Here is a 15,561-nt window from a genome sequence, read left to right as displayed (position 1 = left end):
TTCGCTACGCTCGCAATGACGAGATGAGGCGCAAAACCCTGCCGCTTCCTTAACCCTTCCGCGCCACCGCGCTCAGTCCCTTGGTCAGCTGCAGCAGGCCGTTGAGGCGGCTCTTGGGATCGCCCCAGGCGCGTTGCAGCACCAGCTTGTTGTCGGGCCGCAGCTTCACCACGCCGTTCAGACGCTCGGCATAGGCGATGAGGCCGACCGGGTTCGGGAAGCTGTCGTTGTGGAAGCTGACCAGCGTGCCACGCGGGCCGACGTCGATCTTGGCGATGTGCGCCTCGATCGCCTGCCGCTTGATCTGGATGAGCTGGACGAGGTTCGCGGTCGGCTGGGGCAGGGGGCCGAAGCGGTCGATCATCTCGGCGGAGAGCGATTCGATCTCGTCCTTGCTCTCGGCGTCGTTGAGGCGGCGGTAGAGCGCCATGCGGACGGCGAGGTCCGGCACGTATTCCTCCGGGATCATGATCGGCGCTTCCACCGTGATCTGCGGGGACAGGCCCGAGGTGTCCTTCTCCAGCCCGACGCCGCCCGCGCGCGCGGCGAGGATCGCGTCCTCCAGCATCGACTGGTAGAGTTCGAAGCCCACCTCGCGGATATGGCCGGACTGCTCGTCGCCCAGCAGGTTGCCCGCGCCGCGGATGTCGAGGTCGTGGCTGGCGAGCTGGAAGCCCGCGCCGAGCGAATCGAGGTCGCCCAGCACCTTGAGGCGCTTTTCGGCGACTTCGGACAGTTGTCGCCCGCCCGGCGTCGTCAGGTAGGCGTAGGCGCGCAGCTTCGACCGGCCCACGCGCCCGCGCAGCTGGTAGAGCTGGGCAAGGCCGAAGCGGTCGGCGCGGTGGATGATGATCGTGTTGGCGCGCGGTATGTCGATGCCCGATTCGACGATCGTGGTGGAGAGCAGCACCTCGTACTTGCCTTCGTAGAAGGCGCTCATGCGCTCCTCCACTTCGCCCGCCGACATCTGGCCGTGGGCGGAGATGTACTTCACCTCGGGCACGTTCTTGTGCAGCCAGTCCTCGATCTCGGCCATGTCGGAGATGCGGGGGACGACGATGAAGCTCTGGCCGCCGCGATGGTGTTCGCGCAGCAGCGCCTCGCGCATCACCATCTCGTCCCATTCCATCACGTAGGTGCGCACCGCAAGGCGGTCGACCGGCGGGGTCTGGATGGTGGAGAGTTCGCGCAGGCCCGACATCGCCATCTGAAGCGTGCGCGGGATCGGCGTGGCGGTCAGCGTCAGCACATGCACGTCGGCGCGAAGCTGCTTGAGTTTTTCCTTGTGGTTGACGCCGAAGCGCTGCTCCTCGTCGACGATGACGAGGCCGAGGCGCTTGAAGCTGACCGTCTTGGAGAGGATCGCGTGGGTGCCGCAGACCACGTCCACGGTGCCTTCCGCCAGCCCGTCGCGCGTCGCTTTGGCTTCCTTTTCCGGCACGAGGCGCGAGAGGCGGCCGACGTTGAGCGGGAAGCCGGCGAAGCGATCCGCAAAGCCGGAGAAGTGCTGTCGCGCCAAGAGAGTGGTCGGCGCCACGACGGCGACCTGCTGGCCCGCCATGGCGGCCACGAAGGCCGCGCGCAGGGCGACTTCGGTCTTGCCGAAGCCGACGTCGCCGCAGACGAGGCGGTCCATCGGCTTGCCGCTGGCAAGGTCGTCCAGCGTATCGGCGATGGCGGCTTCCTGGTCCTCGGTCTCTTGCCAGGGGAAGCGGTCGACGAACTGGTTGAAGCTCGATTCTTCCGGCAGGAAGGCCGGGGCCTGCCGCAGCGCGCGCTCGGCGGCGGTCTTCATCAGTTCGCCCGCGATCTCGCGGATGCGCTCCTTCAAGCGGGCGCGGCGCTTCTGCCATGCCTCGCCGCCCAGCTTGTCGAGCGCGACGCCTTCCGCCTCGCTGCCGTAGCGCGAGAGGACGTCGAGGTTCTCGACCGGGATGTAGAGCTTGTCGCCGCCCGCATAGGTCAGCATCACGCAGTCGTGCGGCGCCTTGCCGACCGGGATCGACTGGAGCCCTTCGTAGCGCCCGATGCCGTGGTCCATGTGGACGATCAGGTCGCCCGGCGTCAGCGCCGCCAGTTCGGCGAGGAAGGCGTCGGAATCCTTCTTCTTTTTCTTCCGGCGGACAAGGCGGTCGCCGAGGATGTCCTGCTCGGTGACGACTTCGACGGCATCGTTGGAGAAGCCCGTCTCCAGCGGCAGCACCAGCGCGGCGGCGCGGCCCTGCACGGCCATGCCCAGCGCTTCCTGCCATGTCTCGGCGACGCGCGGCTCCGGCCCCTGCGCTTCGCCGAGGATCGAGACGAGGCGCGCGCGGCTGCCGGGGGAATAGGCGGCAAGGATCGCCTTGCGGCCCGACTTCGCCACCGCATGAAGGTGCTTTGCTGCGGCTTCATAGGCATTGTCGCCCCGCGCGCGTTCGGGCGCGAAGTCGCGGGCATTGCCGAAGCCGAAGTCGATGACCTTGGCGCTTTCGGGCTGCGCGAAGGGATCGGCGCGGTGGACGGGATGGGCGTCCAGCAGCCCCTCGAACTCGTCCTTGCCCAGATAGAGCGCGTCGGTCGGCAGCGGGCGATACGAACCCGCCTTCTGGCCCGAGGTGTCGAGGCGCGCCTTGTGATAGTCGGCGATGTCGGTCACGCGCTCGTCCGCCGCGCCCAGCGCCGCGTTGTCGATGACGATCAGGTCGTCCGCGCCGAGATGGTCGAACAGCGTGACCAGCCGGTCCTCGAACAAGGGCAGCCAGTGCTCCATGCCCGCAAGGCGGCGACCGTCGCTGACGGCCTGATAGAGCGGGTCCGAGGTGGCGTTGGCGCCGAACTTCTCGCGGTAGCGGGTGCGGAAGCGCTTCACCGTATCCTCGTCCACCAGCGCCTCGCTGGCGGGGAGCAGCAGGTGGTCGGGCACGGTGCCGGTGGAGCGCTGGGTGCCGGTGTCGAACAGGCGCAGCGTTTCCAGCTCGTCCCCGAAGAAGTCGAGGCGCAGGCCGCCTTCCAGCCCCGATGGCACGATGTCGAAGATCGAGCCGCGCACCGCGAACTCGCCCGCGTCGATGGCGGTGTCGGTGCGCTGGTAGCCCTGACGGCGCAGCAGCGCGATCAGGCTTTCGTGGCCCACTTCCATGCCGGGCTTGAGCAGGCGCACCGATTCGCGGATGCGGAAGGGGGTCAGCACCCGCTGGAGCACCGCGTTCGTCGTGGTGACGAGCAACTGCGGCCCCTGCCGCTTCAGTTGCAGCGCATGAAGCGCCGCCAGACGCCGGGCGCTGACCGAGAGCGCCGGGCTGGCGCGGTCATAGGGCAGGCAGTCCCACGCCGGGAACTCGATCACCTCCAGCTCGGGCGCGAAGAACTGCGCGGCGCTGGCGACGGCGCTCATGGCCTGATCGTTGTCGGCGATGAAGACCGCGCGGCCTTTGGCTGCGGCGGCGCGGGCGAGATCGGCGAGCACCAGCGGCTGCGAACCGCGAGTGACCGAGGCGAGGGTCAGCGGCGCCGAGGCCGTGATGATGCGGGAGAAATCAGTCATGACGGAGGTGGAAGGCGAGATATGCGGCAGTGGCGGGAAATACAATCGGTTTGCGCGGGGAAGGGGGCGCACAAGGATGTTGCCCGGCGGGTCTTCGTTGCAAGGCCGACACGGGGGTGGTTTGCGGGCAGAGACCTGCTAGGCGTGCCGTCATGAGCAACAGGCTGGCCGGTATCGTCGAGGTCGATGGACTTCAATATGAATGGGAACTGCGCAGCGAGCCGCAGTGGGACGACTTCGATGGCTGGAGAGGCATGACCGTCGCGCTGCAGCAGAAAGGCACCCAGCGCGGAGCCCTGCTGGAGTTTCCTCCACCCAAGCGCCTGATGAAAGGGATGCCGCGCGGGCGTCTTCAGATCGGTGATGCGATCGTATCGAGGGGCATCCGGGCAGCGTTGCTGGCCGGGTGGGAGCCCGCTTCGCGTGGCAAGCCCATGGTCTTCTCGGTCGATGCCGAGGGCAACTGAGCCATGGCTGACAGGAACCCGGCGAGCGACCCGGCGAAGGCGTGGGACGGCCAGCTTGTGACCAGATGGCTGGATGCCCGCATCGATGCGGCGGCACGCGAGCAGGCGGCAGCGGACAGGCGAGGGTACGGTGCCGAGGATGACTACGACAAGGCCGCCGCCGAGGAATGGGTGTGCCGAAACCTCAGGAAAGCGGCCAACGAAGGCGATCAGGCCGCTTTCGCGGAGCGCATCAAGCAGTTGCTGGCCCGCGACGACTATCCGGTCACGGGTGCTCACGACGACCGCCGCGTCGAGCGGAACGTGCGGGCGACCCTCAGGAAGATCGCGAAGATGACGAAGGCGAACGAGGGGTTCGAGAACACGCTGCGCTATCAGTGACGACGGATGCGGCGATGGAGGTTGCCCCGTCGGCAGGATGGCCTATGGCTGCGGCAATGAACTGACAGGCGGATACAATGGCAGCACCTTCGATCGACGAGCAGCGTGAACACTTCGCGTATTGCGTCCAGCTTTTTGGCGGCGTCACCGCTTTCTCGCGCCGTCTCGGCATCGACGAGCGGGCCATCCGGCGCTTCACGAACGGCGAGCGGCCGCTGGGCGCGGGCCTGCTGGAAGACACCGCCAAGGCGCTGCGGCAGCTTGCGGACGAGGCGACCGCTGCCGAGAAGGAGATCGTGGCTGGACTGGGCGCCGGGCCGAACGGCGCGTCGTAAGGCACTACCTCCACAAAGCATCACTTGCACCGAACTGCCCCAGCGACCACGACCGCCCTTGAACAAAGGGAGCGGACGATGGCGGGACTGGAAGGCAGGCGCATACTCATAACCGGCGCGTCGAGCGGGCTGGGGCGGCACTTCGCGCAAGTGCTCGCGGCTCAGGGCGCCGAGGTGGTGCTGGCGGCGCGGCGGGTCGAGGCGCTGGAGGAACTGGCGGCCACGATCGGCAGCGCGGCGAGCGTGGTGCCGCTCGACGTCACCGATCCCGCGAGCGTTCGTGAAGCCGTGGCGCAGGCGGGCGCGATCGACGTGCTGGTGAACAACGCGGGCGTCTCCGCCGCGCAGCCGGTGCTCGATGCGACGGTCGAGGACTTCGACCACATCATGAACGCCAACCTGCGCGGCGCCTTCCTCGTCGCCACCGAAGCCGCGCGCGGGATGCGCGATCGCGGCACTGGCGGGGCGATCGTCAACATCGCCTCGATCCTGGGTCTGGCGCAGGGCGGCCAACTGACGGTCTATGCGATGAGCAAGGCGGGCGTGGTGCAGATGACCAAGCAGATGGCACTGGAACTTGCCCGCTACGGCATCCGCGTCAACGCGCTGGCGCCGGGCTACTTCACCACCGACATGAACCGCGACTTTCTTGCCAGCAAGCTGGGCGAGGCGATGGCGCGGCGAATCCCGCAGCGGCGTTTCGGTCAGTTCGAGGATCTCGACGGGCCGCTCACGCTGCTCTGTTCGGACGCCTCGCGCTACATGACGGGCGTGGTGATGCCCGTTGACGGCGGGCATGTCCTCGGAGGGCTTTGAGCACCTCTCGGGGACGCTTGGTACACGCTAGGTGCAGTTCAGTGCAGGGCTCAGCGGGGCCATCAGCGCGGGATGTCGACGTAATCCAGCTGCATCATGCGGGTCAGCATAGGGCCTTGATATTCTTCGGGAATGCTCTGCGTACCGAGCGCCCAGGCCATGATGTCGACGTCTTCTTCCTCGATCATCCGCTCGAACATGTCGATCTCTTCGTCGGACCATTCGGCGTGGAATTTGTCGAAGAAACAGCCGATCATATAGTCGGCTTCCCGCGTGCCACGGTGCCAGGCGCGGAACTTCAGGCGGGCAAGGCGGCCAGCGTTATCGGGCGTAAGTTCGGTCATGGCCGCGCCGTACAGCGCAGCGCGGCCATGGGCAAGGTTGCGGTCAGCTGTGAAGGACGCGCACGATCTCCTGCGCCGGGCGACCGGCGAGGTTCTTGGGCACCTCTGCGACGAGTATGTCCTTGAGTTGCTTGTGATAATGCCTGCGCATCTCACCCAGCGAACGCGGATCGGCGACCACGACAAGCTGCTCGATATCGCGCGAAAGCACCTGCTGGTTCAGCCATCCAGTCACTGCCGCGACATGCGCGGCCTCGTCGAGTCCGTCGTTGCTGCCGTCCCCGGTCCGCGCCTGATGCCGCGTCGGACCGTCCAGCCGACGCGCGCCCGCGCTGAAGTTCGTAGCCTCCAGTTCGGGCACATCGATGGCGGTAAGCCGCGGTTCTGCCTCGATTCCGGAGTTGCGATAAAGCTCGAAATTCTCCCCGTCGACGATCGCGAACACGGTTCCGTGCGGCAAGAGCATGGGCTTCTCCTATGTTGGTGACGCGAAACTAATGACGTCATGCCCGGGCAAGTTCCCGCGCGGTCTGGCGAAACGGTGCACAGTCGCGCTAAGAGGCTCGGCCTATGCGGCCCGAAGCGCTCAATTCCCTGTTCGTCGAAGTCGAGGCGCTCGAAGGCGTCGGTCCCAAGCTGCGCAAGCCCTTGGAAAAGCTCGCGCTTACCCGCATCCGGGACATCGCGTATCACTTGCCCGACCGCTTCGTGGAACGCCGCGCCATCACCAATCTGGACGAGGCGGGCATCGGCGAGAACGTCATCGTTGCCCTGACCGTGCGCGAACACCGCGCCCCCAGCGGCCGCGGCCCGTTCCGCGTGATCGCCGAAGATGCGATCGGCAACATTTGCACGATCACCTACTTCGGCCGCGCCTCCTACACCGCGAAAAAGCAGCTCCCGGTGGGCGAGAAGCGCTGGGTCGCAGGACGTATCGACCAGTACGGCCAGATGCTCCAGATCGTGCATCCCGAGCATGTCTCCGAGGATTCCGTCGCCCCGGTCGGCCAGTTGTGCGAGGCGGTCTACCCGCTGTCCGAGGGACTTACGCAAGGCCGCGTCGCCTCACTGGTGGCGCAGTCGCTCAAAGCCTTGCCGGATCTGCCTGAATGGATCGAGCCGAGTCTGCTCAGCAAGACCGGCTGGCTCGCCTGGCGCGAGGCGCTGACCGAGGCCCATCGCGGCGTGAACGGCCCGGCGCGCGATCGGCTGGCCTACGATGAACTCTTCGCCAACGCTCTCGCGCTGATGCTGGTGCGCGAAAGCAACCGCTCGCAGCGCGGCACGCCGCTGGTCGGCGACGGATCGCTGCGCGCGAAGCTCAAGCTGCCTTTCGCGCTGACGGGCGCGCAGGCCCGTTCGATCGGGGAGATCGAGGGCGATCTGGCCCAGCCCTCGCCAATGCTGCGGCTGCTGCAGGGTGATGTCGGCTCGGGCAAGACGGTTGTCGCGCTCACCTCAATGCTGATCGCGGTGGAGGCTGGTGCGCAGGCAGCGTTGCTGGCGCCCACGGAAATCCTTGCTCGCCAGCATTACGAGACGCTCTCGCGCATGCTTCAGGGCACCGGCGTCGAGATCGCGCTGCTGACCGGGCGCGACAAGGGCAAGGCGCGCGAAGCGATCCTGATGGGGCTGCTGGGCGGCTCGATCCAGATCGTCGTCGGTACCCATGCGATCTTCCAGGACAGCGTGGCCTATCGGAATCTCGCGCTGGTGGTGATCGACGAACAGCACCGTTTCGGTGTCGGCCAGAGGCTAATGCTGGCGCGCAAGGGGCGCCGCGCGCCGCATACGCTGGCGATGACGGCCACGCCGATCCCGCGCACGCTGACGCTGGCGCAGTACGGCGAGATGGAGGTGTCCAAGCTCGACGAACTGCCGCCGGGACGTCAGGCAATCGACACGCGAGTCGTCGCAGTGGAGCGTATGGACGACGTTATCGGCGCGCTCGCTCGCCATATCGCCACCGGGCAGCAGGCTTATTGGGTCTGCCCGATGGTCAATGAGAGCGAGACGGATGATCTTGCTGCCGCAGAGGCACGCTATGCCGCGCTCAAGGAGTGGCTGGGCGATGCGGTGGCGCTTGTCCACGGGCAGTTGAAGCCGGAGGTCAAGGACGCGGCGATGGAGCGTTTCGCCAAGGGCGAGGCCAGCCTTCTCGTCGCGACCACCGTGATCGAGGTCGGCGTCGACGTGCCCAACGCCACGCTGATGGTGATCGAGCAGGCCGAGCGCTTCGGCCTTGCCCAGTTGCACCAGTTGCGCGGGCGCGTAGGGCGTGGGTCGGGCAAGTCGACGTGCCTGCTGTTGCGCGGTAACCAGCTATCTGAAACGGGCCGCCAGCGCCTCGCCCTGATGCGCGAGACGCAGGACGGCTTCCGGCTGGCCGAGGAAGACCTGCAATTGCGTGGTGGCGGCGAACTGCTCGGCACGCGGCAGTCGGGCGACGCGCCGTTCCGCATCGCCACGTTGGAGCAGATATCCAAGCTTCTGCCGTTGGCGCATGACGACGCGCGGTTGCTGATCGAGCGCGATGGCGGGCTGACCGGACCACGCGGGGAAGCAGCGCGCCTGATGCTCTATCTCTTCGAGCGCGACTGGGGCGTGCAGCTTCTGCGATCAGGCTAGGCCTGCGACGGCAATGTCACTTGACGGTGGCGGAGCGCATATTGCCCGAAAACCCCGCGCACTGGTAAGACCGACCGGCAAAAACCGAAAAATCGGTCGGACCGCAGGAGAGTGGCCGTGGGTGGGGAAAATGGGAAGGCCGATGAGGCCGGGCCGGCGGATGCACATGCTCCAAGGCTCTATCGCAAAGTGGCCGCGCGGATTGTAGAGGATGTGCGGGCAGGGCGCTATCCGGTAGGCTCACGCATGCCCGCGGAGCGCGAACTTGCCGTCATCATGGGCGTGAGCCGTCCGATCGTGCGTGAGGCCTTGCTGGCGCTCGAAGTGATGGGCGTGGTCGACGTGAGGATCGGTTCCGGCGCCTACGTGCTGCGCTTGCCGGAGGATGAGCAGCCTAGCTCGGCGGCCGAAGTCACGCCGATGGAACTGGCACAGGCGCGGCTGATATTCGAGGGCGAAGCAGCCTCGCTTGCAGCGGCAAATGTCACGGACGAGGAACTCGCGCGGTTGGACGCGGCGGTTATGGAGATGCGTCGCGAAGACGGGACGTTCGAGGATTGGCAGGCTGCGCTGACGGATTTTCACATGACGATGGCGCGGGCCACCCGCAACACCGCGGTCGAGCGTGGCGTGAGAGACTTATGGGACATGCGTTCACGCTCGCCCGAATGTCGCCGGATGCTGGAGGAGGCACGCAACCACAACTATCGCTACAGTCTGGAGCAGCACGTCGAGATTCTTGCAGCATTGAAGGCGCGCGATCCGGTGCGGGCGCGAGCGGCGGTGCGGATGCATCTGGAAGGCTCGATCGAGCACGTACTGATGGCGATCGAGGAGCGAGCGGTGGCGGATGCGCGGGCGAGGGTGGCGGAAATGCGCTCGCGCTATTTTTCCGGACGCTGAAACGACGAACGGCGCGTCTTGCGACGCGCCGTTCTCGCCTACTCACAAGGAGTAAAATGGTCGGGGAAAGAGGATTCGAACCTCCGGCCCCTGCCTCCCGAAGACAGTGCTCTACCAGGCTGAGCTATTCCCCGACCGGAGGGGCAATCCGAAGACCGCCCCGGGCAGGAGGGCGCCTATATAGGGCGACTCCGGGGGTGGCAAGAGGGCTTTTCGGAAAAACTTCAACGTCGTGAAATTCGTCGGGACAGGGCTGGGGAGCACCGGCGTTGGAGACTTCCGATAGCCTGGCTGCGACGATAGATTGTGCGGCATGACCACGCTGCCGCTCCACGCCGCCTCAACTGTCGCCCCGCATTGGGAGTGGCAGTATCTCGATCTCATGCGCCGCATCTGGGAGCAGGGCGACGAGCGCGTCGATCGGACCGGCGTCGGCACGCGGTCGGTATTCGGCGCGACGATCCGCTTCGATCTGTCGGGCGGTGCCATGCCGCTGCTCACCACCAAACGCGTCTACTGGAAGACCGCCACGCGCGAGATGCTGTGGTTTCTGACCGGCAATACCAATATCCGCCCGCTCTGCGCGCAGGGCGTGGAGATCTGGACCGACTGGCCGCTCGACCGCTATCGCCGCGAGACGGGAGAGGGGATCAGCCGTAAGGACTTCTCCGCACGGATCGTCGGGGATGAGGTCTTCGCCGAGGCGTGGGGTGATCTCGGACCGGTCTACGGCAAGCAGTGGGTCGATTGGGATACCTATGAGCCCGCGGGCGATGGCCTGTTCCGGCGTGGTGCAGGCATCAATCAGGTCGCGCAGGTGGTCGAGAGTCTGAAGACCAATCCCGGCAGCCGTCGTCACATCATCGAGGGCTGGAACGTCGCCGAACTCGATTCGATGGCCTTGCCGCCATGCCACAAGACCTATCAGTTCCATGTGGCCGATGGGCGGCTGTCCTGTCTGCTCTACCAGCGCAGCTGCGATCTCGGCCTCGGCTTCGCGTTCAACATGTGGTCGCTGGCGCTGCTGACGCGGATGATGGCGCAGCAATGCAACCTTGAGCCGGGTGAGGCCGTTTGGATGGGTGGCGATGTCCACTTGTACCTCAACCACGCGGAACTGGTCGAACAGCAGCTTTCGCGCGAGCCCGACGGGGTGGCCACGATGGCGATTGCGAGGCATCCGGATTCGATCTTCGACTATCGGATCGAGGACTTCGAAGTCTGCGGATATGCCCCCCAGGCGCATATCGCCGCGCCGGTTGCGGTCTGATTGACATTGCTGAGGTTTGAAATATTATGACTTAACCGTAGAATTTTGCATCCCAAGGTTCCTACGGCCCGACCTTGGCGGGAGAGCATGAAAATGGCCGAAAATACGGCACGAACGCGCGGTAATCTGCCGCCGTTGGAACTCTACGTCCCCGAGCCGCGCTATCGGCCGGGGGACGTTGTCGACTACTCGCATCTGCCGGTGCCGCCCGCCGGGCAACTGGGCCGGCCGGACGAGAATTGCCCGGCCAGCGAGACCTGGCCGATGACCACCGACATGATCCGCGTTCTCGACGAGGACGACCGAGCGGTCGGTCCCTGGAACCCCGGACTAGACGCCGAGACGCTGCGCCGCATGTTGCGCACGATGGCGCTGACCCGCGCCTTCGACGATCGCATGTATCGTGGGCAGCGGCAGGGCAAGACCAGCTTCTACATGAAGTGTACCGGCGAGGAGGCGATCTCGGTCGCCCACGCCCATGCGCTTGCCCATGACGACATGGTGTTCCCGACCTATCGCCAGCAGGGCGTGCTGATCTCTCGCGGTTATCCGCTGGTCGAGATGGTCAACCAGATCTACTCCAACCGTGCGGACAAGCTGAAGGGTCGCCAGCTGCCGGTGATGTATTCGGCGCGGGATTTCGGCTTCTTCACCATCTCGGGCAACCTTGCGACGCAGTTCCCGCAGGCCGTCGGCTGGGCCATGGCGAGCGCGATCAAGGGTGACACCCGCATCGCCAGTGCCTTCGTCGGCGAGGGATCGAGTGCGGAAGGCGACTTCCACGCGGCGATGACCTTCGCGGCGGTCTACAACGCGCCGGTGGTGCTGAACGTCGTCAACAACCAGTGGGCGATCTCCAGCTTCTCCGGGTTTGCCGGGGCGGAGCGCACGACCTTCGCGGCACGCGCTGCGGGTTACGGCATCGCGGGCCTGCGCGTAGACGGCAACGATGCACTGGCGGTCTATGCGGCGTCGCAATGGGCCGCCGACCGTGCCCGCGCCAACCAGGGTCCGACGCTGATCGAGCACTTCACCTACCGGGCCGAGGGGCATTCCACCTCGGACGATCCCAGCGCCTATCGCTCCGCGCAGGAGCGTGAGGAATGGCCGTTGGGCGACCCGATCATGCGCCTCAAGAAGCATCTGATCGTGCTGGGCGAATGGTCGGAGGAGCAGCAGGAGGCGATGGACCGCGAACTCGTCGAACAGGTCAAGGTGGCCACCAAGGAAGCCGAGAAGAACGGCGTGCTGGGCCATGGCCTGCACCACCCGTTCCACACCATGTTCGAGGACGTCTTCGAGGAACTGCCCTGGCATCTCGAGGAGCAGGCCGCACAGGCCATCCGAGAGCGTGAAACGAAATGGCCCGAATGGAAGGGGGAAGGCCATGACTGAAGAGGATTCCATCAGCCTGCGCGATGCTCCCACGCGCCAGATGAACATGATCGAGGCGATCAACGACGCGCTCGACATCATGATGGCGCGCGACCCGGACATCGTCATCCTGGGTGAGGACGTCGGCTATTTCGGCGGCGTGTTCCGTGCAACCGCGGGTCTGCAGAAGAAGTACGGTCGCAACCGCGTGTTCGATTCGCCGATCAACGAGTGCGGCATCGTCGGCGCGGCGGTGGGCATGGCTGCCTATGGCCTTCGTCCGGTGCCGGAGATTCAGTTCGCGGACTATATCTATCCGGGGCTCGACCAGCTCGTCTCCGAGGCGGCGCGCATGCGCTATCGTTCAGCGGGCGAGTTCACCTCGCCGATCACGATCCGCTCGCCCTTTGGCGGCGGCATCTTCGGCGGGCAGACGCATAGCCAGAGCCCCGAGGCGCTGTTCACGCACGTTGCCGGCCTCAAGACGGTCATCCCTGCGACACCGCACGATGCCAAGGGCCTGCTGATCGCCGCGATCGAGGACAATGACCCGGTCATCTTCTTCGAGCCCAAGCGCATCTATAACGGCCCGTTCGACGGCTATTACGACAAGCCCTCACGGACATGGAAGGGCCATGCGGGCGGTGTCGTTCCGGAAGGGTACTACAAGACCCCGCTCGGCAAGGCGCGCATCGTGTGCGAAGGCTCGGCGCTGACGGTGCTGGCCTATGGCACGATGATCCATGTCGCCGAAGCAGTGCTGGCGGAGAAGGGCGTCGATGCCGAGATCATCGACCTGCGCACGCTCGTTCCGCTCGACATGGCGACTGTGGAAAAGTCCGTGGAGAAGACGGGGAAATGCCTGGTGATACACGAGGCCACCCGCACTTCCGGCTTCGGCGCGGAACTCGTCACGCTGGTTCAGGAGCGCTGCTTCTATCACCTTGAGGCACCCGTCGAGCGCGTGACCGGCTTCGACACGCCGTATCCGCATAGCCTCGAGTGGGCCTATTTCCCCGGTCCCGTCCGCATCGGCGAGGCGGTCGATCGGCTCTTGAAGGATTGATTGGGATGGGACGCTATATTTTCCGGCTCCCCGACATCGGGGAAGGCATCGCCGAGGCCGAGATCGTCGCCTGGCACGTCAAGGTGGGCGACACCGTCGAGGAAGACGGCCGCCTTGCCGACATGATGACCGACAAGGCCACCGTCGAGATGGAAAGCCCGGTCTCGGGCACAGTGATCGAGGTGGCGGGCGCCGAAGGCGACATGATCGCCATCGGCTCGCCGCTCGTGGTGATCGAGATCGAAGGGGCAGGGAACGAGGATGGCGCCAAGAATATTGGGGCGCCCGCTCCCAAGGCCCAGGTGGCCGAGGAGCGGATCGAGGTGGAAACGTCGGACGCGGGCGATATCGACAGGGCCGTTGCCGGTGCTTCGACAAGCTCGGGACAAGCGGATGTAGCGCAAGAGCCTGTCAAAGCGTCTGAGCCGAAACCCGCTCCCGCTCAGGCTGAGCCTGTCGAAGCCCGCGCGCCTACACCCGCGCCAAAGACCGGCTCCCACGCCAAGGTTCTCGCGAGCCCTGCCGTGCGCAAGCGCGCGAAGGATCTGGGCATCGACCTTGGCGAAGTCCGCCCCGCCGACGATGGGCGGGTGCGCCATGGCGATCTCGATGCATTTCTGTCCTATAACGCCAGCGGCGGCTTCCAGCCTGCAGGCATGAAGGGCAAGGACGAGCAGGTCCGCGTGATCGGCCTGCGCCGTCGTATTGCCGAGAACATGGCGGCATCCAAGCGCAACATCCCGCACTTCGCCTATGTCGAAGAGTACGATGTCACCGCGCTGGAGGAGACTCGCGCTCAGCTGAATGCCGGGCGTGGTGATCGGCCCAAGCTGACGATGCTGCCGTTCCTGATCACGGCGATCTGCAAGCTGTTGCCCAGGTACCCGATGCTCAACGCGCATTACGATGACGAGGCGGGCGTGGTGACGCGCTATGGCTCGGTCCATCTGGGCATGGCCGCGCAGACGCCCGGCGGCCTCATGGTGCCGGTGATCCGCGGCGCGCAGGATCGCAACCTGTGGCAGCTTGCGACCGAAATCACCCGCCTTGCCAATGCGGCGCGCGATGGGTCGGCGAAGTCTTCCGAGCTTTCGGGTTCGACGATCACCGTCACGTCGCTCGGACCGATGGGCGGCGTTGCGACTACGCCAGTCATCAATCGCCCGGAAGTCGCCATCATCGGCCCCAATCGCATCGTCGAGCGACCGATGTTCGTGAAGGGCGCCGATGGCATCGAGCGGATCGAGAAGCGCAAGCTCATGAATATCTCGATGAGCTGCGATCATCGTGTGGTAGACGGCTGGGATGCGGCGAGCTTCGCGCAGGATCTCAGGAAGCTGATCGAGGCGCCTGCGCTGATCCTCGCAGGATAGGAGAGGGCAGATGGGTAGGGATCCGCGGGTAGACGAGTATATCGCCAAGGCCGCGGATTTTGCCCGCCCGATTCTGGAGCATTTGCGCGAGGTTGCCCATCGCGCGCTCCCCAGAGCTGAGGAGGCGATCAAGTGGGGCATGCCGCATTTCCTCGTGAACGGAAAGAACGTCGCCGGAATGGCGGCGTTCAAGGCGCACTGCACTTTCGTCATTCACGGTGACGGCAGGCAGGGCGACGCGATGGGCCAATTCGGGCGCATCGGTTCGATAACGGACCTGTCTGACGAAACTGAACTCGCGAAGAAACTGCAGGCCGCGCGTGAGCGCGTCGAGAGCAGCGGCACGGCCGTGCGGACCGTCCGCAAGCCCAAGGCCGAAATTCCCATGCAGGAAGATTTCTTGGCAGCCCTTGATGCTCTGCCTGCCGCCAAGGCCAGCTACGAAGCCTTCACGCCTGCGCAGCGGCGAGACTACCTCGAATGGATCACCGAGGCGAAGACCGAAGGTACGCGTGCCAGGCGTATCGCACAGGCCGTAGAATGGCTTGCCGAGGGCAAGAAGCGCAACTGGAAGTACGAGAACTGCTGAATCAGCGCACGACGCCTGCGTAGGCAATCCTGCCCTGACCCAGTGCCGCGCTGCTGGCGGGGATGCGCCAGCGCACATGCGTGACGTCTTCCGGTGTCGCCAGTCGTCCATCTACGCGCATGGCGTCCAGACGGCCCCAGGAGCGCCCTCCGTCCACCGAGACTTCCTGCATGTCGCTGGCGCTGCGCTGATAGCTCAGGCCGGCGGGAAGGGGGTTGGTCAGCACGAAGCTGCCCGTGCCCTTCATCCGGCGCCATGTCACCACGGTGACCACCCGGTCGCCCCGGGTGAGCATGTTCGCGGGTTCGAGGCGGCGACCATTGCGGGCGTCTATGCGCTCCACGAAGACCGTGCTGTCCGTTGCGATCGAGGAACCGCCCTGCGCTTGTGCGGGCAGGCTCGATCCGAGGAGCCCGGAGGCGATGACGACAGGCAGGATCGACCTGATGCGCTTGCTGCTTTTCACGGACATTCTCCCACTCCGCTGTT

The 15,561-nt window shown here is 65.7% G+C and carries 15 protein-coding genes and 1 tRNA gene; 11 read left to right on the top strand and 5 right to left on the bottom strand.

Annotated elements, in window-relative coordinates; all coding sequences use genetic code 11:
• Nucleotides 1-49: 49 nt before the first annotated feature.
• The gene (gene mfd, locus LO787_RS22605; RefSeq protein WP_232493225.1) at nt 50-3,526 is read right to left on the bottom strand and encodes a transcription-repair coupling factor; all 3,477 of its coding nucleotides are present in this window, start codon (nt 3,524-3,526) and stop codon (nt 50-52) included.
• 152 nt (nt 3,527-3,678) lie between these two features.
• Between mfd and LO787_RS22600 the strand changes: the two genes are divergently transcribed.
• The 4 genes from LO787_RS22600 to LO787_RS22585 all read left to right on the top strand — a co-directional run bounded on the left by LO787_RS22600 (nt 3,679) and on the right by LO787_RS22585 (nt 5,525).
• Nucleotides 3,679-3,993, top strand: coding sequence for a hypothetical protein (locus LO787_RS22600; protein ID WP_232493224.1), 315 nt, complete (start codon nt 3,679-3,681; stop codon nt 3,991-3,993).
• Between the two features lie 3 nt (nt 3,994-3,996).
• Nucleotides 3,997-4,374: a hypothetical protein gene (locus tag LO787_RS22595; protein ID WP_232493223.1), complete on the top strand. Its 378-nt coding sequence runs from the start codon at nt 3,997-3,999 to the stop codon at nt 4,372-4,374.
• A 77-nt stretch (nt 4,375-4,451) separates the two neighbouring features.
• Entirely contained in the window at nt 4,452-4,709 is a 258-nt protein-coding gene (locus LO787_RS22590) for a hypothetical protein (protein WP_232493222.1), read from the top strand.
• A gap of 78 nt (nt 4,710-4,787) precedes the next feature.
• Nucleotides 4,788-5,525, top strand: a complete 738-nt coding sequence (locus LO787_RS22585; protein WP_232493221.1) for a glucose 1-dehydrogenase — start codon at nt 4,788-4,790, stop codon at nt 5,523-5,525.
• Nucleotides 5,526-5,587: 62 nt separating this feature from the next.
• On the opposite strand, the gene LO787_RS22580 is transcribed toward LO787_RS22585, so the two are convergent.
• Together LO787_RS22580 and LO787_RS22575 are read right to left on the bottom strand one after the other, a co-directional pair.
• The gene (locus tag LO787_RS22580) at nt 5,588-5,869 is read right to left on the bottom strand and encodes an FAD assembly factor SdhE (protein WP_232493220.1); all 282 of its coding nucleotides are present in this window, start codon (nt 5,867-5,869) and stop codon (nt 5,588-5,590) included.
• A 43-nt stretch (nt 5,870-5,912) separates the two neighbouring features.
• Nucleotides 5,913-6,335 (bottom strand): baeRF12 domain-containing protein, encoded by a 423-nt coding sequence (locus tag LO787_RS22575; protein ID WP_232493219.1) that lies wholly within the window; start codon nt 6,333-6,335, stop codon nt 5,913-5,915.
• 104 nt (nt 6,336-6,439) lie between these two features.
• Here LO787_RS22575 and recG point away from each other — a divergent pair, with 104 nt between their 5' ends.
• Nucleotides 6,440-8,497 (top strand): ATP-dependent DNA helicase RecG, encoded by a 2,058-nt coding sequence (gene recG / locus LO787_RS22570; protein ID WP_232493218.1) that lies wholly within the window; start codon nt 6,440-6,442, stop codon nt 8,495-8,497.
• Nucleotides 8,498-8,614: 117 nt separating this feature from the next.
• Nucleotides 8,615-9,400, top strand: a complete 786-nt coding sequence (locus LO787_RS22565) for a FadR/GntR family transcriptional regulator (protein WP_232493217.1) — start codon at nt 8,615-8,617, stop codon at nt 9,398-9,400.
• A gap of 57 nt (nt 9,401-9,457) precedes the next feature.
• Here the strand turns inward: LO787_RS22565 and LO787_RS22560 are convergent.
• Nucleotides 9,458-9,534, bottom strand: a tRNA-Pro gene (locus LO787_RS22560).
• 179 nt (nt 9,535-9,713) lie between these two features.
• Between LO787_RS22560 and thyA the strand changes: the two genes are divergently transcribed.
• From thyA to LO787_RS22535, 5 genes are all read left to right on the top strand, one after another.
• Nucleotides 9,714-10,670 (top strand): thymidylate synthase, encoded by a 957-nt coding sequence (gene thyA, locus LO787_RS22555; RefSeq protein WP_232493216.1) that lies wholly within the window; start codon nt 9,714-9,716, stop codon nt 10,668-10,670.
• 93 nt (nt 10,671-10,763) lie between these two features.
• A complete protein-coding gene (locus LO787_RS22550) occupies nt 10,764-12,065 on the top strand; it encodes a 3-methyl-2-oxobutanoate dehydrogenase (2-methylpropanoyl-transferring) subunit alpha (protein WP_232493215.1) in 1,302 nt (433 codons plus the stop codon).
• Complete coding sequence (locus LO787_RS22545) at nt 12,058-13,110, top strand: alpha-ketoacid dehydrogenase subunit beta (protein ID WP_232493214.1); 1,053 nt, start codon at nt 12,058-12,060, stop codon at nt 13,108-13,110. Before LO787_RS22550 ends, LO787_RS22545 begins: the two co-directional genes overlap by 8 nt.
• Before the next feature lie 5 nt (nt 13,111-13,115).
• Nucleotides 13,116-14,483 carry a dihydrolipoamide acetyltransferase family protein gene (locus LO787_RS22540; protein ID WP_232493213.1) on the top strand — a complete coding sequence of 456 codons (1,368 nt, stop codon included), beginning with the start codon at nt 13,116-13,118 and terminating at the stop codon, nt 14,481-14,483.
• 10 nt (nt 14,484-14,493) lie between these two features.
• Nucleotides 14,494-15,072, top strand: a complete 579-nt coding sequence (locus LO787_RS22535; RefSeq protein ID WP_232493212.1) for a YdeI/OmpD-associated family protein — start codon at nt 14,494-14,496, stop codon at nt 15,070-15,072.
• 1 nt (nt 15,073) lies between these two features.
• Here LO787_RS22535 and LO787_RS22530 read toward each other — a convergent pair whose 3' ends face one another.
• Entirely contained in the window at nt 15,074-15,538 is a 465-nt protein-coding gene (locus LO787_RS22530) for a hypothetical protein (protein ID WP_232493211.1), read from the bottom strand.
• Nucleotides 15,539-15,561: the final 23 nt, after the last annotated feature.

The organism is Novosphingobium kaempferiae, assembly GCF_021227995.1.
Lineage (GTDB): Bacteria > Pseudomonadota > Alphaproteobacteria > Sphingomonadales > Sphingomonadaceae > Novosphingobium > Novosphingobium kaempferiae.
This window is presented reverse-complemented; position numbering and strand designations above follow the sequence as displayed.